This window comes from Streptomyces sp. 2131.1 (assembly GCF_900105515.1).
In the GTDB taxonomy this organism is placed as follows: Bacteria; Actinomycetota; Actinomycetes; order Streptomycetales; family Streptomycetaceae; genus Streptomyces; species Streptomyces drozdowiczii.
Window position 1 is genome coordinate 6,786,761 of the sequence record NZ_FNSY01000001.1, and the last position, 22,637, is coordinate 6,809,397.

The 22,637-nt window shown below is 74.8% G+C and carries 3 protein-coding genes; all 3 read left to right on the plus strand.

Features of this window, described 5'->3' with window-relative positions; all coding sequences use genetic code 11:
* Positions 1 to 128 precede the first annotated feature (128 nt).
* Positions 129 to 14,471, plus strand: coding sequence for a non-ribosomal peptide synthetase (locus BLW14_RS30200; protein ID WP_093710282.1), 14,343 nt, complete (start codon positions 129 to 131; stop codon positions 14,469 to 14,471).
* Positions 14,468 to 22,015, plus strand: coding sequence for a non-ribosomal peptide synthetase (locus BLW14_RS30205; protein ID WP_093710283.1), 7,548 nt, complete (start codon positions 14,468 to 14,470; stop codon positions 22,013 to 22,015). Before BLW14_RS30200 ends, BLW14_RS30205 begins: the two co-directional genes overlap by 4 nt.
* A gap of 107 nt (positions 22,016 to 22,122) precedes the next feature.
* On the plus strand, positions 22,123 to 22,572 hold the full coding sequence (locus BLW14_RS30210) for a spore-associated protein (protein ID WP_093710284.1): 450 nt from the start codon (positions 22,123 to 22,125) through the stop codon (positions 22,570 to 22,572).
* The last annotated feature ends 65 nt before the right edge of the window (positions 22,573 to 22,637 follow it).

The following is a 22,637-nucleotide window of genomic DNA, read 5'->3' on the forward strand; positions in this document are numbered from 1 at the left end:
TGGGGCCGGTGGTGTGCGTCTTCGCCCATCCCCGCCCGTTGTCGGCCATGGACGCCGCACCGGCATGACCGGCTTCGTCCTGCCCACTTCGTCCCCCCGAAAAAATCTCCCCGAAGGTGTGTCCCGGCATGCGCGAAAACGGCTCTGTCCCCACGGAATCCGTACCCGAAGAGTTCTTCGGGACGACCGCAGCCCAACAGGGTGTCTGGTACGGGCAACTCGTCGACCCGGACAGCCCGAAATACAACATCGGGGAATGCTTCGAGATCCGGGGCGACCTCGACGGGACGTTATTCGCCGCAGCGGTCGACCGGGCCCTCCAGCTGTGCGACAGCCTCAACCTGGAGTTCGTCACGGAGGGCGACGACGTCCTTCAGCGCATCGTCCCCCACCCTGCCGACGCCCCGGGCCGGCTCCGGACCGTGGACATGTCCCACGCCGCGGATCCGGCGGCCGAGGTCGAACGCTACATGGCGGAAGACATGGCCACGGTCGACAGCCTCCACCGCCCCCGGCACCACTTCGCCCTGCTGCGCGCCGGGAGCCGGTTGCACTACTGGTACGCCCGCTTCCACCACATAGCCGTCGACGGTCTCGGCGGCGCCGTCTTCACCCGCGCCGTGGCAGACCTCTACGGACGCGCGGTCCGGGGTGAGGACCTGGCCCAGGCCGAGCTGCCCGCCGCACCCCTGCGCGCACTCGTCGCCGACGAGACCGCCTACCGGAACTCCGGCCGCTACGAGGCCGACCGCGCCTACTGGACCGGCAGGTTCGCCGACCTGGCAGCCGACGCGGAAGACCCCGCTGCCGCCAACGGCTCCGACGCCTCCGGCGGTGACGCGCACAGCGGCAGGACGCTCATCCGCCGCCGCACCGACCTCCCCGCACCCGGGTCCGAAGGGCCCGGCATCCGGCTGCACACCGGCGAGTCGCTGTCCGCGAGCGTCTTCGACGACCTGCGCCGCCTCGGCTCCGCACACCGCACCACCTGGAGCGCGGTCCTGGTAGCCGCGATCGCCGCTTACACGGCCCGGGTCACCGCGACCACCGACGTCACCGTGGGCCTCGCCTCCAACGGCCGGCACGGCGGACTGCGGCACATCGTGGGCATGACCGCCAACATCCTGCCGCTGCGCCTCACGCTCACCCCGGACATGACCGTCGGCGCCCTCGTCCGTGACGTCGCGGACGAGATGCGCGCCGCCCTGCGCCACCGCCGCTTCTCGCGGGAACAGCTCGCCCGCGAACTGAACATGGGCGACGACGCGGCCCGCCTCACCGGCATCGTCGTCAACATCATGGGCTACGACTACGACCGCGACTTCGGCGGCATCCAGGCACCCTCCCGGGTTCTCTCCGTCGGCCCGGTCGACGACGTGTCCCTCTTCGTCTCGGAACGGGCCGAGGGCAAGGGCCCGTTGATCGGGTTCGACGCCCGGTCCGACCTCTACCGCCCCGAGGACGTACGCCTGCACGAGCAGGCCGTCGTGTCCTTCGTGTCCGCCCTCGCCACCGCCGACCCCGGCCTGCCCCTGCGCGACCTCCCCCTCGTGGACGAGACCGCCGCCCCCGCCCTGCGCGCCCAGGGACGCGGCACCGCACTGCCCGAGCGGGCTGTCGCCACGACGCTCCCCGAGGCGTTCCGGGCCCAGGCGCTCCGGACACCGGACGCCCCGGCCGTCGTGGACGGGGCCCACACCCTCTCGTACCGGCAACTCGACCGCGCGGCCGACGACCTGGCGGGCGCGCTCACCGGCTGGGGCATCGGCGCCGAGGACGGCGTCGGGGTGCTCCTGGGCCGGTCGGCCGCCGTGCCCGCCGCCAGCCTCGCGGCCGTCGCCGCGGGCGCCGCGTACGTACCGATGGACGCGGCCTGGCCCGCGGAACGGCTCGACCGCGTCGCCGGGGCCGCCCGCGTCCGCGCGCTGATCGCCGACGAGACGACCGCCCGCGAACCCTGGGTCCGCGAGGCCGCCGCGCATCTGCCGCTCCTCGTCGTGGACGCGCGCGGCCGGCTGCTCCACGGCGCCCCGGAGCGGCCCGGACCGCTGCCCCGGACCACCAGACCCGACCGGCTCGCGTACGTCATGTTCACCTCCGGCTCCACCGGCCTGCCCAAGGGCGTCGGCGTCACCCACGCCGACGTACTGGCCCTCGCGGCAGACAGCAGCTGGCACGACGGCGTGTCCGACGCCGTTCTCATGCACTCCGCGTACGTCTTCGACGCCTCCACCTTCGAGATCTGGGTGCCGCTGCTGAACGGCGGCAGAGTGGTCGTCGCCCCCGGCGGCGTCCTGGAGGCACACGCCGTCCGCCAGGCGGTGGAACGCCACGGGGTCACGGCACTGTTCCTGACGACGGCCCTGTTCAACGTCATGGCCGAGGCGGACCCGGCGGTGTTCTCCGGTCTGCGCATGGTCGCCGCCGGCGGCGAGGCCGCCACACCCGACCTCATGCAGCGGGCAGCGGCCGCCTCGCCCCGCACGCTCGTCCTGCACGTGTACGGCCCCACCGAGACCACCACCTTCGCCGCCCGCCACCCCGTCACCGCCGACAGCACCGGTGTGCCGCCCATCGGCCGCGCACTGGACGGGATGAGCCTCTACGTCCTCGACGACGCCCTCGGCCTGGTGCCGCCAGGTGTGGTGGGGGAGTTGTACGTGAGCGGGCACGGCGTCGCCCGCGGATACCAGGGCCGCGCCGCGCTCACCGCCGGCCGCTTCGTCGCCGACCCGTACGGTGCGCCCGGCACCCGCACGTACCGCACCGGCGACCTCGTGCGCTGGACCGCCGCCGGCGACATCGAGTACGTGGGCAGGGCGGACGGACAGGTCAAGCTCCGCGGCTTCCGCATCGAACCGGCGGAGACCGAACACGTCCTGCTCACCGACCCCGACGTGCGCGGCGCCTGCGTCGTCGTACGCGAGGACACGCCCGGAGACCGCCGGCTCGTCGCCTACGTCGTGCCCGCCCCCGGCGCCCGCCCGGACACCGCCGCGCTCACGCGACGCGCCGGGCGCACGCTGCCCGCGTACATGGTGCCGTCCGCCTTCGTCGTGCTCGACGCGCTGCCCCTCAACCCGAACGGCAAGGTCGACCGCCGCGCCCTGCCCGCACCCCGTGTCCACACCGGCGCGGGACGCGCCCCGCGCACCGCGTATGAGGAGGTGCTGGCCGGACTCTTCGCCGACGTCCTCGGCGTCGGCGCGGTCGGCATCGACGACAGCTTCTTCGCCCTGGGCGGCCACTCGCTGCTCGCCACCCGCCTCACCGGCCGGGTCAGGGCGGCCCTCGGCGTCGAACTCCCCCTGTCCACCCTCTTCGACCACCCCACGGTCGCCTCCCTGGCCGCCGCACTCGACACGGCCGGGGCCGCCCGGCCCGTCCTCGTCCCGCAGGACCGGCCCGACGTGCTGCCGCTGTCCTTCGCGCAGCAGCGCCTGTGGTTCCTGAACCGGGCCGAGCGCCTCGGCGACACCTACAACGTGCCGCTCGTCCTGGAGCTCGACGGCCCCCTGGACACCGAGGCGCTGCGCGGCGCGCTGGCCGACGTGGTCGCACGGCACGAGAGCCTGCGCACCGTCTTCGCCGAACACGACGGCGTCGCCCGCCAGCGGATCGTCGACGCGGACGAAGCCGCGTCGCTCGTCCCAGTCACCGTCGAACACCCGCCCGCGGACCGGGACATGGACACCTGGGCGGCGGAAACGGTACGCGGCCTCAGCACCGCCCCCTTCGACCTGAGCCGGGACGCGGCCGTCCGCGCCCACCTGCTCCGCCAAGGGCCCGCCCGGCACACCCTGGTGCTCGTCCTGCACCACATCGTCGCCGACGGCTGGTCCCTCGCCCCGCTCGGCCGCGACCTCTCCGCCGCCTACCTGGCCAGGACCGACGGCACGGGCACACCGGACTGGGCGCCGCTGCGCGTGCAGTACGCCGACTACACGCTCTGGCAGCACCGGCTCCTCGGCGACGACGGCGATCCGGACAGCCTGGCCGCCCGGCAGACCGCCTTCTGGCGGGAGGCGCTGCACGGGGCCCCCGGCCTGCTCGACCTGCCCCTGGACCGGCCCCGCCCGGCCGTGCCCAGCCACCGGGGCGCGTCCGTCCCCTTCGAGCTGCCCGCCCCGGCGCACGCCGCGCTTGTCCGGCTCGCCCGCGAGGCCGGCTGCACGCCGTTCATGGTGCTCCAGGCCGCCCTGGCCGTGACGCTCGGCGCCCATGGCGCGGGCACCGACATCCCGCTCGGCACCGCGCTCGCCGGGCGCACCGACGAGGCGCTGGACGATCTGGTCGGCTTCTTCGTCAACACCGTCGTCCTGCGCACGGACCTCTCGGGCGAGCCGACGTTCCGCGAACTCCTCGACCGCGTGAAGCGGTTCGACATCGCGGCGTTCGGCAACAGCGACCTGCCCTTCGAGCGGATCGTGGAGGCCCTCAACCCGGAGCGGTCCGGCGACCACCACCCGCTCTTCCAGACGATGCTGGTCCTCCAGAGCCAGGACCGGGCCGAGCCCGAGCTGCCCGGCCTCACCGTCCGCGACCGCTCCGGGCACCCCGGGGGCAGCAAGTTCGACCTGACGTTCTCCCTGACCGAGACCACCGGGGAGGCCGCCGCGGGCATCGGCGGCTATTTGGAATACGCCACCGACCTCTTCGACGCCGCCACCGCCCGTGCCCTCTGCGACCGCTTCGCCCACGTCCTCACCCTGGCCGTGACCGAACCCGGCCGCCCCATCGGCGACCTGGACCCGCTCACCGCCGGCCGGCGCGCCGACCTTCTCGCCCAGGGGCGCGGCCTCTCCCGGCCGCTGCCTGAGTCGACCGTCCCCGAAGCGGTCCGGGAACAGGCCCTGCGCACGCCCGACGCCGTCGCCGTACGCGACGCGCACACCCGCCTCACCTACGCCGAGCTGGACGCCCGGGCGGACACCCTCGCCCACGCGTTGCGCGAGCGCGGCGCGGGCCGGGAGACGCGGGTCGCCATCGCCGCGCCGCCCTCCGCGCACACCGTCGTCGCCATGCTGGCCGTGCTGCGCTCCGGCGCCGCTTACCTGCCGGTCGACCCCGGGTACCCGCACGCCCGGATCCGCCACATGCTGGGCGACGCCCGGCCGGTCCTCGTCCTCACCACCGAGGACGTGCGGGCGGACCTGCCCACCGGCGGCATACCGCTCCTCACCCTCGACACCCCGCTGCCGATGCCCGTACACCCCGGCACGCCGGCCCCGTACACAGCCCACCCCGCGGATCCCGCGTACATCATCTACACCTCCGGGTCCACCGGCCGCCCCAAGGGCGTGGTCGTCACCCATGAGGCCCTGGCCAACCACATGGACTGGATGACCCGGTATCTGACGGCCGGTCCGGACGACCGCGTGCTCGCCAGGACGTCCACCAGCTTCGACGCCTCCGTGTGGGAGGTGTGGCTGCCCCTGATGACCGGGGCCGAGGTGTGCGTGCTGCCGCCCGGAGCCAACACCGAACCGGACACGCTGGTCTCCTGGATGAGCCGGTTCGGCGTCACCGTCGCCCAGTTCGTGCCCTCCCACCTCGCCCTCGTCCTGTCCGAGGCGGCCCACGCCGCGCCCCTGCCCGCTCTGCGCGCCGTCCTCTGCGGCGGGGAGCCCCTGCCGCGCGCCCTCGCCCAGGAGGCGGCCGCGCTGTGGGGCGCCGAGGTGCACAACTTGTACGGCCCGACCGAGGCCACCATCGAGGTGATCGCCCACCGCGTCCCCGCCATCCCGGACGCCTCGCACGAGACCGTGCCGATCGGCCGGCCCGTCGACACCATGCGCGCCTACGTCCTGGACCACCGGCTGCGGCCCGTGCCGTCCGGCGTGACCGGCGAGCTGTACGTCGCGGGCCCCAACCTCGCCCGCGGCTACCTGAACCGGCCCGGCCTGACCGCCGCCCGGTTCGTCGCCGACCCCTTCAACGGCCACGGCGCCCGCATGTACCGCACCGGCGACCTCGTCCGGTGGAACACGGCCGGGCAGCTGGACTACGTCTCCCGCGCCGACGACCAGGTCAAGCTGCGGGGCTTCCGCATCGAACCCGGCGAGATCGAGGCCGCCCTGCTCGCCCGCCCCGGGACCACCGCCGCCTGCGCCGTGATCCGCGAGGACACACCGGGCGACCGTCGCCTCGTCGCCTACGCCGTCACCACGGACCCGGGCGCGCGCCCGGCCGGTCTGCGCGAAGCCCTCGCGGAGGCGCTGCCGCACTACATGGTGCCCGCCGCCGTCGTCGTCCTCGACGAGCTGCCGCTGCTGCCCAACGGCAAGGCGGACCGGCGCGCCCTGCCCCGGCCGGACGACGAGGCCGGGACCGCGCTCGAAGGCACCGGCGCGCGCGGCCCCCGCGAGGACCTGCTCGCCGGGATCTTCGCCGATGTGCTGGGCCGCCCGGGCGTCGGAGCGCACGACAGCTTCTTCGACCTCGGCGGACACTCGCTCCTCGCCATGCGCGTGGTCAGCCGTGTCCGCACGGTCCTCGGCGCCGACATCGCCGTACGCAGCCTGTTCGAGCACCCGACCGTCGCCGGGCTCGCCCGGGCCCTCGACAACGAGGAGCGCTCCCGGCCGCCCGTGCTGTCCGCCGCCGAGCGGCCCGACCCGCTGCCCCTGTCGTACGCACAGCAGCGGCTCTGGTTCCTGAACCGGCTCGAAGGACCCAGCTCCTCCTACAACATCCCGCTCGTCCTCGACATCGACGGGCCCCTGGACACCGACGCCCTGCGCGACGCCCTGCGGGACGTCGTGGAGCGGCACGAGGCGCTGCGCACGGTGTTTCCCGAACGGGACGGCGTGCCGCACCAGTCGATCCTGCCCGCCGAGGTCGTCGCGCCCCGGCTGACCGTGGAGAGCACGGCCCCCGCCGCGCTGGAGGCGGCGGTCCTGGACGCGGTGAGCGAGCCGTTCGACGTGCTCACCGATCCGCCATTGCGAGGCAGGCTCCTGCGCACCGCGCCCGGCCGCCACGTCGTCGTGCTGGTCCTGCACCACATCGCGGGCGACGGCTGGTCCCTGGCCCCGCTCGCCCGCCACCTCGGCGACGCCTACCGGGCCCGCCTCGCCGGGCGGGAACCGGAGGCCGGCAGCGGACTCCAGTACGCGGACTACACCCTGTGGCAGCACACCGTCCTGGGCGACGCGGACACCCCCGGAAGCGTCCTGCGGGCACAGCTCGACCACTGGCACACCGCGCTCGCCGGACTGCCCGGACTCATCGATCTCCCGCTCGACCGCCCGCGCCCCGTCACCACCGACCCCTCGGGGGACGTCCACGCCTTCGACGTACCGCCCGAGCTGCACGCCCGACTCCTGCGCGTGGCGCGCGAGTCGGGCACCACGCTGTTCATGGTGCTGCAGGCGGCCGTGGCGACGCTGCTGCACCGGCACGGCGCGGGCGACGACATCCCGCTCGGCACGCCCGTCGCGGGGCGCACGGACGAGGCGCTGGAGGACCTGGTCGGGTTCTTCGTCAACACCCTCGTCCTGCGCACCGACCTCTCCGGTGCGCCCACCTTCGGCGAACTCCTGGCGCGTGTGCGGGAGTTCGACCTCGCCGCCTACGCGCACCAGGACGTGCCGTTCGAGCGGCTGGTCGAGAGCGTCAACCCGGTCAGGACCCGCAACCACCACCCGCTCTTCCAGACCATGCTGGTCCTCCAGAACCAGGAGGCCGTCCGCCCCGACCTGCCGGGGCTCTCCGTCGAGGACCGGCTGGTGCACAACGGTCTGAGCAAGTTCGACCTCACCTTCGCCTTCGGTGAGGAGCGCGGCGCGGGCGGACTCACCGCCGGTATCGAGTACGCCGCCGCCCTCTTCGACCGCGTCACCGTGCGGGCCCTGGCGGCGCGCCTGGTCCGGCTCCTCGAACAGGTGGCGGCCGACCCCTCCCGGCCTCTCGCGGAGTACGACCTGCTGACGCCCGACGAGCGCGTCCGCGCCGCACAGTGGGGCACCGGCCGCGAACTGCCCGCGCCCGCACCGGACACCACCCTGCCCGCGCTGTTCGCCGCGCAGGCCCACCGCACCCCGGAAGCCGTAGCCGTGTCCGGCGACGGCACCACCCTCACGTACACCGCACTCGACACCGTCTCCGCCGAGCTGGCCCGTGCCCTCGCCGGCCTGGGAGCCGGCCCGGAGACCGGTGTCGGTGTCCTGCTCTCCCGGTCACCGGCCGTCGTGTCCGTCTCCCTCGGCGCGGTCCGTGCGGCTGCCGCTTACGTCCCGATGGACGCGCGCTGGCCCCGCGAACGGCTCGACCAGGTCGCCGAAGTGGCGGACGTGCGGGTCCTCGTCGTCGACGAGCAGGCCGCCTCCTCCGACTGGGTGGCCGGGACCGCCCGCCGCATCCCGGTCCTGGTCGTGGACCGGACCGGCCGCGTCCTGCGCGGCGCGCCCCCGGCCCCCGGCCGGCCCGCCGCCGTACCGGGCCCCGGCTCACTCGCGTACGTCATGTTCACCTCCGGCTCGACCGGTCTGCCCAAGGGCGTCGGGGTCACCCACGCCGACGTGGCGGCGCTCACCGAGGACTCCGCCTGGCGCGCCGGCGCGGCCGACGCGGTCCTGATGCACTCGGCGTACGTCTTCGACGCGTCCACGTTCGAGATCTGGGCGCCGCTCCTGCGCGGCGGCACGGTCGTCGTCGCACCCGACGGCGTCCTGGAGGCCCGCACCCTGCGCGAAGCGGTACGCGAACAGGGCGTCACCGCGGTCTTCCTGACGACTGCTCTGCTCAACGTGATCGCGGACACCGATCCCGGCGCCTTCGCCGGACTCCGCCTCGTCTGCGCCGGGGGCGAACTCGCCTCGCCCGACGCCATGCAGCGGGTCGCCGGCGCCGCGCCCGGCGTACGCGTCCTGCATGTGTACGGCCCCACCGAGACGACCACCTTCGCCACCCGTTACGAGGTGGCCGCCGACCTGCCGGCGGGCCCTCCGCCCATCGGCCGGCCCCTGGACGGCATGCGGCTGTACGTGCTCGACGGCTCGCTGGGCCCGGTCCCGGCGGGTGTGACGGGGGAGCTGTATCTGGCGGGGCGCGGCGTCGCCCGGGGATACACCGGTCTGGCCGCTCTCACCGCCACCCGGTTCGTCGCCGACCCGTTCGACCCGGACGGCGGACGCATGTACCGCACCGGAGACCTCGTGAAGTGGACGCCGGACGGACAGATCGCCTACGTCTCGCGCGCCGACAGCCAGGTGAAGCTGCGCGGCTACCGCATCGAACCAGGCGAGATCGAGTCCGTCCTCGCCTGCTGCGAGGGCGTCGCCGACTCCTTCACCGTCGTACGCGAGGACGTGCCGGGCGACCGGCGGCTCGTCGCGTACGTGGTACCCGCAGGGGCCGTCCGCCCCGACCCGGCCGAGCTCGCCGAGGCCGTCGGGCGGTCGCTGCCCGCCTACATGGTGCCCTCCACGTTCGTCCTGGTCGACGCGCTGCCGCTGACCGTCAACGGCAAGGTGGACCGGCGCGCCCTGCCCGCGCCCGAGCAGCACGCCGCGCCACGCGGGCGCGCCCCCCGCACCGCGCGCGAGGAGATCGTCTGCGGCCTCGTCGCCGATGTCCTGGGCCTCCCGGCCGTGGGCGCCGACGACGACTTCTTCGCCCTGGGCGGGCACTCCCTGCTCGCCACCCGCCTCGTCGCCCGCATCCGCGCCGCCCTCGCCGTGGAGGTCCAGGTCAAGGCGGTCTTCGAACACCCCACGCCCGCCGCGCTCGCCGCGGCCCTCGACGGTGCCGAAGCGGCCGCCCTGCCGCTGGAACGCGCCCCGCACCGCCCCGACCCGCTGCCGCTGTCCTTCGCGCAGCAGCGGCTGTGGTTCCTCAACCGGTTCGAGGGCCCCAGCCCCACGTACAACGTGCCGCTGGTGCTGCGCCTCGACGGCCCGCTCGACGCGCCGGCCCTGGAACAGGCCCTGGTGGACGTGGTGGAGCGGCACGAGAGCCTGCGCACCGTCTTCCCCGAGACCGGCGGTGTGCCGCGCCAGCTCGTCCTGGGCGCCGACAACGCCGACCTGGACCTGACCCCCCGGGACATCCGCCCGGACGGTCTGGACGAGGCGCTGGCCGCCGAGGTGGCGCACGCCTTCGACGTCACCGGCGACCTGCCGGTGCGGGCCCGGCTGCTCAGGCTCGGCGCCGAGTCCCACGTCCTGGTCCTCCTCGTCCACCACATCGCGGGCGACGGCTGGTCGCTCGCCCCGCTGGCCCGCGACCTGGGTGACGCCTACCGCCGGCGCCGTCTCGGCGAGGCGCCCGACCGGCCCGAACTCCGCGTCCAGTACGCCGACTACACCCTGTGGCAGCGCACCCTCCTCGGCGACGCGGACGACGCCGGCAGCCGGGCCGCCCGCCAGCTGGACTTCTGGCGCACCGCGCTGGCCGGCGCCCCCGGCCTCCTCGAACTGCCCCTGGACCGGCCGCGCCCCGCCGTCCTGACCTACCGGGGCGACGCCTTCGCGTTCCCCGTCGACGCGGACACGCACCGGGCGCTCGCGGAACTGGCCCGCGCCCGGGGATGCAGCCTGTTCATGGTGCTCCAGGCGGCCCTGTCCGTCCTGCTCTCCCGGCACGGGGCCGGCGAGGACATCCCCCTCGGTACCGCTGTCGCCGGACGCACCGACGAAGCGCTCGACGACCTGGTGGGCTTCTTCGTCAACACCCTCGTCCTGCGCGCCGACCTCACGGGCGACCCCGCCTTCACCGAGGTCCTGGACCGGGTCCGGGCGTTCGACCTCGCCGCCTACGCACACCAGGACCTGCCGTTCGAACGGCTGGTGGACGCCCTCGCCCCGAGCCGCGCCCAGGACCACCACCCGCTGTTCCAGACCATGATCGTCCTCCAGAACCAGGCGGACACCACGCTAGGCCTGGACGGTCTCACCGTGACCGAGCAGCCCGTGCGGACCGGCATCAGCAAGTTCGACCTCACGTTCACCTTCACCGAGACCCGCGACGACGCGGGCCGGCCCACCGGGCTCGACGGGAACCTGGAGTTCTCCACCGATCTGTTCGACCCCGCCACCGCGCACGCCCTGGCCGCGCGCCTGACCCGCCTGCTCGCCTCGCTCGCCACCGACCCCGACGGGCGCGTCCGCACCGCCGCGTTCCTGGACACGGCCGAGCGCGCCGAGCTGGACCGGGCCGCCCCGGGCCCCGTCCGGCAGGTGGAGGCCCGCACGGCCCCCGAGGCGTTCCGCGCCCAGGCCGCCCGTACCCCCGAACGGACCGCCGTCCGGGCCGGCGCCCAGCGGCTGACCTTCGCCGAACTGGATGCCCTCTCCGACGACCTGGCCCACCACCTCCACGACCGGGGCATCGGGCGCGGCGACCTCGTCGCCCTCGCAGCCGACGGCACCGCCGACCGGGTCGTCGCGATGCTCGCCGTGGCCAAGGCGGGGGCGGCCTGCCTGCCCGTCGACCTGGACTACCCCGAGGCACGCGTCGCCCACATGCTCGACGACGCCCTCCCGGCGCTCTTCCTCGTCCACGACCCGGCGCGCGCCGCTCGGTTCGCCGCCGTGCCGCTTCTCGCGCTCGGGGACCGGAGCGCATGGCCGGCCGGACGCGCCGTGCCACCGGCCGCCGCTCCCGGCCCGGACGACGCCGCGTACGTCATCTACACCTCGGGGTCCACCGGCCGGCCCAAGGGCGTCGTCGTCACCCATGGCGCGCTCACCAACCACATGGCCTGGATGGCCGGCCACTTCAACCTCACCGACGACGACCGGATCCTCGCCCGCACCTCGCCGAGCTTCGACGCCTCGGTATGGGAGACCTGGCTCCCCCTGCTGCACGGCGGCGCCACCTGCCCCGTACCGCTCGCCCTCAACCACGACCCGGCGGGCCTGGTGGCCCGGATGCGCGACGAGGGCGTGACCATCGCCCAGTTCGTGCCCTCCCACCTCGGACTGCTGCTCACCGAGACCGGGCCCGGCGCGGCGCCCACGGCCCTGCGCGCCGTCGCGTGCGGCGGGGAGCCCCTGACCGGGGCCCTGGCGGCCCGGGCGGCCCGCGCCTGGTCGGCGGACGTGCACAACCTCTACGGCCCGACCGAGACAACGATCGACGCCACCGCCCACGTCACCGCCCATGCCACCGCCGGGGGAGAGGCCGGCGGCGTCCCCCTCGGCCGCCCCGTCGACAACACCCGCGCCTACGTCCTGGACACCGCGCTCCAGCCCGTGCCCGCCGGTGTGACCGGCGAGCTCCACATCGCCGGCGACGGCCTCGCCCGCGGCTACCTCGGCCGCCCCGGCCTCACCGCCACCCGCTTCGTGGCCGACCCCTTCGGCCCGGCCGGCAGCCGCATGTACCGCACGGGCGACCTCGTCCGCCGGGACGCCGACGGGCTGCTGCACTACGTCTCCCGCGCCGACGACCAGGTCAAGCTGAACGGGTTCCGCGTCGAGCTGGGCGAGATCGAGGCCGCCCTCACCGCCCTCGACGGCGTCACCGCCGCCTGCGCCCTCGTCCGCGAGGACCGGCCGGGCGAACGGCGCCTGGTCGCGTACACCGTGGGCGCCGCCGCAGCCCTCGCCGACGGCGAACTGCGCACCCGGCTCACCAGCACCCTGCCGCCGTACATGGTGCCCGCCGCCTTCGTGGCCCTGGACGCCCTGCCGCTGCTGCCCAACGGCAAGACGGACCGGGCCGCCCTCCCGGAGCCGGAACGCCCGGTCGCCGACCGGCCTGGCCGGGAGCCGCGCACCGCGTCCGAGCGCGTCCTGTGCGAGGCGTTCGCCTCCGTGCTGCGCGTCCCCGCCGTCCGCACCGACGACGACTTCTTCGCGCTCGGCGGCGACAGCATCCTCTCCATCCAGCTCGTCAGCCGCGTCCGGGAAGCCGGACTCGTAGTCACACCCCGCGACGTCTTCGTCCACCGCACCCCGGAGGCCATCGCGGCCGCCGCCGCGCCGCTCGACGGCAGCACGGGCGAACCGGCCGGCCACGGCACGGGCACCATGGCGCCCACGCCCATCGCGGCCTGGCTCCTCGAACGCCCCGGCACCACCGACGGCTACAACCAGTCCGGTGTGCTGAGCACCCCCGCCGGGGCCACCGAGGACACCCTCGTCGCCGCACTCCAGCTCCTCGCCGACCACCACGACATGCTCCGTCTGCGGGTCACCCGCACGGCCGGGGGTGACCCCGTACTCGAAGCACTGCCCCCCGGTTCCGTCACCGCCGGGAACCGCTTCACCCGGGTCGACCTCACCGGACTCGACGCCGAGGCCGCCCGCGCCGCCCTCACCGAAGCGGGCGAACGCGCCCGCAGGCGTCTGCGGCCCACCGCCGGAGCGGTCTTCGAGGCCGTCTGGGGCGACGCGGGCCCCCACGCGCGCGGGCGGCTGCTCCTGGTCGTGCACCACCTGTCCGTCGACGCGGTCTCCTGGCGCATCCTCGCCGACGACCTCGCACACGCCTGGCGGGCGGTCACCCGGGCGGCCGGCACCACACCCGCACTGCCCGCAGCGACCACCTCGTACCGGCGCTGGTCCCAGCTCCTCACCGAACAGGCCCACGCGCCCGCGCGGATGAGTGAACTGCCCCTGTGGGAGGAGGTGCTGAGGACCCCGGACCCGCAGCTCGGCTACCGGCCGCTCGACCCGTTCCTGGACACCGCCGACGGCACCCGCACCCTCACCACCCACCTGCCCGCCACCTGGACGAAGCCCCTGCTGACCACCGTCCCGGGCGCCTTCCACGCCGGGGTCGACGACATCCTGCTCACCGCCCTCGCCCTCGCCGTCAACGCCCGGCGCGGCACGCACCCCGGCGGAACCCGGTCCGACACCGCCGTCCTGCTCGACCTGGAGAGCCACGGCCGCGAACAGATCGCCGACCACATCGACCTCTCCCGCACGGTCGGCTGGTTCACCAGCCTCCACCCGGTCCGGCTCGACCCGGGCCCCCTCGACGCCCGCGACCCGGCACGCCTGGACGCCACGCTCGTTGAACGTGCAGTGAAGCGCGTCAAGGAACAGTTGCGCACCGTGCCCGACCACGGCGTCGGCCACGGCATGCTGCGCCACCTCAACCCCGCAACCGGCCCCCGGCTGGCCGCCCCCGCACCTCAGATCGGCTTCAACTACCTGGGCCGGTACGCCGCCCCCGACAAGGCGGCGGGCGGCGACTGGGAGGTGCTGCTCGACGCGGGCGGGCCGCGCAGCCAGGACCCCGACATGCCCGTGCACCACGTGCTCGACATCAACGCGCACACCGAGGACCTGCCCGAAGGACCGCGCCTGGTGGCCCGCTGGACCTGGCCCAGCGACCTGCTGAAGGAGGAGGACGTGGGCGCGCTCGCCGAGGCGTTCAACCGCGCCCTGCGCACCATCGCGGAACACGCCGAACAGCCCGGAGCAGGCGGCTACACGCCGTCCGACCTTCCCCTGGTCTCGCTCAACCAGGCCCAGATCGACCGACTGCAGAACAAGTGGGGTGGACGCAAGTGAACGGGTTCCAACTGGAGGACGTACTCCCGCTGACGCCGCTGCAGGCCGGGATGTACTTCCACGCCCTCTACGACTCGCACGCCGTGGACGTCTACACAGCGCAGTTCGTCTTCGACCTGGAAGGCCCCGTCGACGTCGCGACGCTGCGCGCCGCCATCGCCGGCCTGCTGCGCCGCCACGCCAACCTGCGAGTCGGCTTCCTGTCCGAGGACCTCGACGAGCCCGTGCAGGCGGTCGCGGCCGAGGTCCCCGTGCCCCTGGAGGAACTGGACCTGACCGGCGCCGACGAGGTGCCGGACCGGCTCACCGCCTTCCTCGCCGCCGACCGCACCCGCCGCTTCGACCTCGCCACCCCGCCCCTGATCAGGTTCACCCTCGTACGGACCGCGCCGGACCGGCACCGCCTGGTCATGACGAGCCACCACATCCTGTTCGACGGCTGGTCGCTGCCCCTGCTGGTACGGGAGCTGTTCGAGCTGTACGCGGCCGGCGGCGACGACGGCGGGCTCCCGCGCGTCACCCCTTACCGGGCCTACCTGGTCTGGCTCTCTCAGCAGGACCGGGCCGCCGCCCTCGACGCCTGGTCTGCCGCCCTGGCCGGCATCGAGACGCCCACGCTCCTCGCCGAGGGCGGTTCGGACGGCGCCGTCGAGCTGCCCGAGACGCTCGTCCTCGACCTGGACGCGGACACCACGGAGCGACTGCGCGAGACGGCCCGCGCCCACCGCCTCACCCTGAACACGCTGGTCCAGGGCGCCTGGGGCCTGCTGCTCGGCCACCTCACCGGGCGGTCCGACGTGGTGTTCGGCACCACCGTGTCCGGGCGGCCGCCGGAGATCCCGGGTGTCGAGTCCATGGTCGGCCTGTTCATCAACACCGTGCCCGTACGGACCGGGCCCGCGGCCGGCGAGACCCTGGCCGAGTTCCTTACCCGGCTCCAGGCCGAGCAGGGCCGGCTCCTCGGCAGCCAGCACGTGGGCCTGAGCGACATCCGGGGCGTCACCGGCCTCGACGAACTCTTCGACACCCTCGTCGTCTTCGAGAACTACCCGATGGACGCCGAGGCCCTGCGCACCGCCCAGCACGGACTGCCCGGCCTCGCCGTCACCGGGTTCAGCGGCACCGACGCCGCCCACTACCCGCTCACCCTCACCGTCGCCCCCGGGGACACTCTGAGGATCACCTTCGGCTACCGGGCCGCCGTCCTCGACCGGCAGCAGATCGCCGAGACCGTGTCCCGCATGCGGCAGCTGCTGACCTCCCTGGCCCAGGACCTCGGCCGGCGCGCCGACACCGCGCCCTTCCTCCTCGACGGCGAACGCGAGGAACTCGTCGCCCGGGGCACCGGCGCCCCCCTCCCCGAGGGCATCACGACCCTGAGCATCCCGGACGCCGTCGCCGAGCGGGCCGCCCGCCGGCCCGACGCGGTGGCCGTCTCGGGGGCCGGTGAGCCGCTGACGTACCAGCAGCTCAACGGGCTCGCGGGCCGCCTCGCCGCCGCCCTGACCGGCCTCGGGACCGGCCCGGAGGAGGGCGTCGGCATCCTCGTCGCCCGCTCGGCCGCCACCGTCACCGCCTCGCTGGCCGCCCTGCGCGCCGGAGGCGCGTACGTCCCGCTCGACGCGCGCTGGCCGACCGAAAGGCTCAACCGGGTCACCGAGGTCGTCCCCCTGCGCGTCCTCGTCGTCGACGCGACGACCGCCGACCTCCCGTGGGTCCGAGGGCTCGGAGCCGAGACGGCCGTGCTGACCGTCGACCCGGCCGGCCGGGTACTCGCCGGGGGACCGGTCGAGCCGGGCACGCTCCCGGAGACAGCGGGCGGCAGCCGGCTCGCGTACGTCATGTTCACCTCCGGGTCCACCGGACTGCCCAAGGGCGTCGGCGTCTCGCACGCGGACATCGCCGCCCTCGCCGCCCACCGGGGCTGGGACGGCGGCGCCGCCGACGCGGTCCTGCTGCACTCCGCGTACGTCTTCGACGCCTCCACCTTCGAGATCTGGACGCCGCTCCTGCGCGGCGGACGCGTCGTCGTCGCCCCCGAAGGACCGCTCCAGCCCGACGTCCTGCGCAACGTCGTCACACGGCACGGCGTGACCGCCGCCTTCCTCACGACGGCCCTGTTCAACGTCCTCGCCGAGACCGACCCCGGTTCCCTCGGCCAGTTGCGCCTGGTCGCCGCCGGCGGCGAGGCCGCCGCCCCCGGCGTCATGCAGCGCGTCGCCGCCGCCCACCCCGCGACCACCGTCCTGCACGTCTACGGGCCCACCGAGACCACCACCTTCGCCACCGCCCACCAAGTCCGCCCCGACCACGACCCCGAGGGCGCGCCCCCCATCGGCCACCCCCTCGACGGCATGCGCGCCCACGCCCTGGACGCGGCACTGAGCCCCGTACCGCCCGGCGCCGAGGGCGAGCTGTACCTGGCGGGCCCCGGCGTCGCACGCGGCTACCTGGGCCGGGCCGCCCTCACCGCCACCCGCTTCGTCGCCGACCCCTTCGCGGGCGACGGATCCCGCATGTACCGCACCGGCGACCTGGTCCGCCGCGACGCCGACGGCACCCTGCGCTACGTCGCCCGAGCCGACCAGCAGATCAAGCTGCGCGGCCACCGCATCGAACCCGCCGAGATCGAAACGGTCCTGCGCGACCACCCGACCGTACGCGCCGCCTGCGTCCTCGTGCGCGAGGACCTGCCCGGCGACCGCACCCTCACCGCCTACGTCGTCCTCGCCCCCGGCGAGCACCCGGACCCCGGGCTGCTCGCCGCCCACGTCGGCCGGCTGTTGCCCGCGTACATGGTCCCGGCCGTCATCCAGCCGCTGGACGCCTTGCCGCTGACCCCCAATGGCAAGATCGACCGGGCGGCCCTGCCCGCACCCACCGGTCCCCGCACGGTGGCCGGCCGGGCGCCGCGCAGCGCCATGGAGGAGATCCTCGCCGGGCTGTTCGCCGACGTGCTCGGCGTGGACCGCGTCGGCACCGACGACAGCTTCTTCGCCCTGGGCGGCCACTCCCTGCTCGCCACCCGCCTCGTCGGCCGCATCCGCACCGCCCTGCACACCGAGACCGACATCCGCACCCTGTTCGAACACCCCACCGTCGCCGCGCTCGCCACCGCCCTGGAGGGCGCCGAGGGCGGCACCCGGCCCGCGCTGGTCCCGCAGCCGCGCCCCGCCGAACTCCCGCTGTCGTACGCCCAGCAGCGGCTGTGGTTCCTCCACCGGCTCGACGGCCCCTCCGCCACGTACAACATCCCGCTCGCCGTACGGATCGACGGACCGCTCGACGCCGACGCCCTGTGCACCGCCGTGGCCGACCTCATCGCCCGGCACACCGCTCTGCGCACCGTCTTCCCCGAGGGCGAGGACGGGCCTCACCAGCACATCACCGCGCCGGACGACGTCGTCATCCCCTTCGCCATGGAGAGCGTCGAGGAGGCGAAGCTGCGCCACCGCGTCGCCGCCGCCACCGCCGAGACCATCGACATCGAGCGCAGCCTGCCGCTCCGGGCGACCCTCCTGCGCCTGGCCCCCGACGCCCACGTCCTGGTGCTCGTCGTCCACCACATCGCCGCCGACGGCACGTCGCTGGCTCCCCTCGCCCACGACCTGGGCGCCGCCTACCGGGCCCGATCCCGCGGCGAGGAACCCAACTGGGCTCCGCTGCCCGTCGACTACGCGGACCACACCCTGTGGCAGCGAGACCTTCTCGGCGACGAACAGGACCCCGACAGCCTCGTCTGCCGGCAGCTCTCCCACTGGCGGCGCGCGCTGGCCGGGCTCCCCGAGGCGGTCGAGCTGCCCTGGGACCGGCCGCGCCCCGCCACCTCCCGGCACACCGGCGCCACCCTCGGCTTCTCCGTCGACCGCGACACCACCCGCCACGTCACGGAGCTGGCCCGCACCTGCGGCTCCAGCGTCTTCATGGTCCTCCAGGCCGCCCTGGCGACCGTCCTGTCCCGGCACGGCGCGGGCGACGACATCCCCCTGGGCACGGCCGTCGCCGGACGCACCGACGAGGCCGCGAACGGGCTGGTCGGGTTCTTCGTCAACACCCTCGTCCTGCGCACCGACCTGTCCGGCGACCCCACGTTCCGCGAACTCCTCGGCCGGGTCAGGGAATTCGACCTCGCCGCCTACGCCCACCAGGACGTTCCCTTCGAGCGGCTGGTCGAGCTCCTCAACCCCGCGCGCGCCCAGAGCCACCACCCGCTCTTCCAGACCATGCTGGTCCTCCAGAACCAGGCGCCCGCCGCCGTCGACCTGCCCGGCCTCACCGTCTCGGGCGTCCCCGCCGAGGCCGAGGTCAGCAAGTTCGACCTGTCCTTCGCCTTCACCGAGGCGTACGACGACACCGGCGCCCTCGACGGCCTGCGGGCCACCGTCGACTACGCCACCGAACTCTTCGACGAGTCCACCGTCCAGGCCCTCGCCGACCGGCTCGTCCTGCTCCTCGGCGCCGTCACCGCCGACCCCGACCGCCCCCTGCACACATACGACCTGCTCACCCCGGCCGAGCACGGCCGCCTCGCCGCGCTCGGCACCGGGCCCGCCGACACCCTGCCCGCCACGACGGTCCCCGCGCTCTTCGAGGCGTGGGCCCGGCGCACCCCCGCCGCCCCGGCCGTCCGCGACGCGCACACCACCCTCACCTACGGCGAACTCGACGCCCGAGCTGACGCGTTGGCCCGGCACCTCACCGAGCGGGGCGTGGGCCCCGAGGACCGGGTGGCCGTCGCCCTGCCCCGGACCCACGAGCTCGTCGTGGCTCTGCTCGCCGTCCTCAAGGCGGGCGCCGCCTACCTGCCCCTCGACCCGGACTACCCCGCCCAGCGCCTGGCGTACATGCTCGACGACGCGCGGCCCCGGCTGCTCCTCACCACCCCGGAACTCCACCGCCGCCTGCCCGAGCACACGGTGCCGCACCTCCACACCGACGACCTCGGCGCGGGCGACGGCACCCCCGCCGCCCCGCGAGCCCGCGTGCACCCGGCCAACCCCGCGTACGTCATCTACACCTCCGGGTCCACCGGCCGCCCCAAGGGCGTCGTCGTGACCCACCGGGGTGTGCGCGCCATGGCCGCGACGCAGAGCGAGCGGCTGCGCGTCGGACCGGGCAGCCGGGTGCTGCACATGGCGTCGGTCAGCTTCGACGCCGCGTTCTGGGAGCTGTGCATGGGGCTGCTCACCGGCGCCTGCCTGGAGATCGACGAACGCGACGCCCTGCTGCCCGGCCCCACCCTGGCCGGCCTCGTCCGCGACCGGGGCGTCACCCACCTCACCATCCCGCCCGCCGCCCTCGCCGTGATGCCGCCGGGCTCCCTGCCCACCGGCCTCACCATGGTCCTCGCCGGCGAGGCATGCCCGCCCGCCCTGGTCCACGCCTGGGCCCGGGACCGCTTCCTCGTCAACGCCTACGGCCCGACCGAGACCACCGTCTGCGCCACCATGAGCCCCTTCCAGCACGCGGAGGGCCCGCTCGCCCCCGACCGCAGCGTCCCCATCGGCGGCCCCGTCGACGGCACCCGCGTCCATGTCCTCGACGAGCGGCTGGCCCCCGTGCCGCCCGGTGTCACCGGCGAGCTGTACGTCTCCGGCGAGGGCGTCGCACGCGGCTACCACGGCCGGGCCGGTCTCACCGCCTCCCGCTTCGTCGCCGACCCGTTCGACCGCGCGGGCGGCCGCATGTACCGCACCGGCGACCTGGTGCGCTGGACCCCCGACGGGCGCCTGCTCTACGTGTCCCGCGTCGACGACCAGGTCAAGCTGCGCGGCTTCCGCATCGAACTCGGCGAGATCGAGGCGGCGCTCACCTCGCATCCCGGCATCGCGGCCGCCTGCGTCACCGTGCGCGAGGACCGCCCCGGCGACCGGCGCCTCGTCGCCTACACCGTCCCGGCCGACGGCGCCGAGGCCCCCGGGTGGGCCGAGCTGCGCGCCCACCTCGCCGAGACGCTGCCCGACCACATGGTGCCCACCGCGCACGTCCGGCTCGACGCCTTCCCCGTCACGCCCAACGGCAAGACCGACAAGCGCGCCCTGCCCGCCCCCGACCACGCGGTGGCGGCCGGCGGGCGGGCCCCTCGCACCGCCCGGGAACGCGAGCTGTGCGAGGTGTTCGCGCAGACCCTCGGAGTGCCCGAAGTCGGTGTCACCGAAGACTTCTTCGCGCTCGGCGGCCACTCCCTGCTCGCCGTGACCCTCGCCCGCCGGATCGGGGAGCGCTGCGGCCTGCGCCCCTCCCTGCGCGCCCTGTTCGCGACGCCCACCGTGGAGGGCGTCGACCGCCTGCTCGGCCGGGGACCGGGAAAGGAGGACCACGAGGAGGCGCCCGCACCCGACTTCGGCGCCGAGACGCGGCTCGCGCCCGACATCACCGGCGAGCGCCGTCACGCCGGGGAACGCCGTCACGCCGGGGAACGACGGGCCGCCCGGCCCACCGCGCGGCCCCTGCTCACCGGTGCTTCGGGCTTCCTCGGCGCGTTCCTCCTGCGTGACCTCATCGAGGCCACGGACGGCCCGGTCGACTGCCTCGTCCGGGCCGCGAGCCCCGACAGCGCGGCCCAGCGCATCCGGGCCAACCTGGAGCACTACGGCCTGTGGCAGGCCCGGTACGCCGACCTGATCCACCCCGTCCCCGGCGACCTCGCCGCCCCCGGCCTCGGCCTCGCACCGGACGAGAGGACCGCCCTGGCCCGCCGCCTCGGCCCCGTCCTGCACAACGGGGCACGCGTCAACTTCGCCGCCCCGTACGGCGATCTGCGTGCGGCCAACGTGGCCGGCACCGAGGAACTGCTGCGGCTCCTCGCGGACTCCGGCTCGCCCGGCCTGCACTACGTGTCCACCACCGGCGTGTACGCCCCGTCGCGCGGCACGGACCCCGCACCGCTCACCGAGTCGTCCCCGACAGGACCGGCGGACGGCCTGCCCGACGGGTACGCCCAGAGCAAATGGGTCGCGGAGCAGCTCGTCGGTCTGGCCCGCGAGCGCGGACTTCCGGTGACGGTCCACCGACCCGGCCGCATCAGTGGTGACACTGCCACCGGGGCCTGCCAGGACCGCGACCTGCTCTGGCAGCTCATCAAGGGCTGCCTCCAGGCCGGCGCGATCCCGGACCTGGCGCACGGGACGACCGACTGGGTGCCCGTCGACTACGTCAGCGCCGCCGTGGTGGCGCTCAGCACCGCCGACCGGGCCGGGGAGGACGCGTACCACTACACCAACCCGGACGCGCCGGGCCTCGACCGCGTCTTCGAGGCGGCCGGCCGCCTCGGGTACGAGCTGCGGCCGGTGACCCCGCAGGAGTGGCGGGCCTGCGTTGCCGAACACCCCGACAACGCGGCGCAGTTGTTCCTCGGTGACGACGGGGGGACCGGCGAGGACGAGACGGACCACCGCCGCTTCGACTCCAGCCGTACCGCCCGGGCGGCAGCGGAGGCGGGCGTCCGCCAACCGCCGCTCACCGACGAGGTCCTGACGCGCTATCTGACGTACTTCCAGGTCACCGGCTTCCTGCCCGCCCCCGGAGCGCGCCCCGGGGCGTAAAAGATCACCAACCGCCGGGTCCCCGGCAATCCGCATACAACCATCCGTGTCCCTCGGAGGTCCCACCAAGTGGGAGCAAAACGCTCCTGGAGCTACAAGGGGGAAAAATGCGAAACATCCGTACTCTCGCGGCCGTCGGGGCCCTGACCACCCTGATGGCCGGCGCGACGGCCGCCTTCGGCCCGGCTGCCTCCGCCGCACCCAACACCACCCCGCAGAAGGTCTGCGGGAGCGCCTACAAGACCGTGAACTCCGCCGCCGTGGGCTCCCTCGGCACGGTCTACCTGACGTACAACGCGTCGAACGGCAGGAACTGTGTGGTGACCATCCGGTCCACCCCCGGTGCGGCGAAGGACATGTCCACGTACATCTACGTCACCGACACGGACGAGTCGGCCGGGGACTACGGGAGGTACACGTCGTACGCCGGTCCCGCCTACGTCTACGGCAAGGGCCACTGCGTCAGCTGGGGCGGCCAGATCGCCAACGTGTCCGTCTCCGTGGACAACTCCAACTGCGCCGCGTTCAAGGAGCGCCGGACCCTCGAAGTCCGCTGATCCGCGCCGCTCGCAGGGCCCGCCCCCGGTTCGCACCGGGGACGGGCCCATCCCATTCGCCGGGC

Excerpts from the sequence above, each read along its gene's own strand:
- BLW14_RS30210 (WP_093710284.1), top strand. The coding sequence starts at position 22,123 with ATGCGAAACATCCGTACTCTCGCGGCCGTCGGGGCCCTGACCACCCTG.
- BLW14_RS30200 (WP_093710282.1), top strand. The coding sequence starts at position 129 with ATGCGCGAAAACGGCTCTGTCCCCACGGAATCCGTACCCGAAGAGTTC.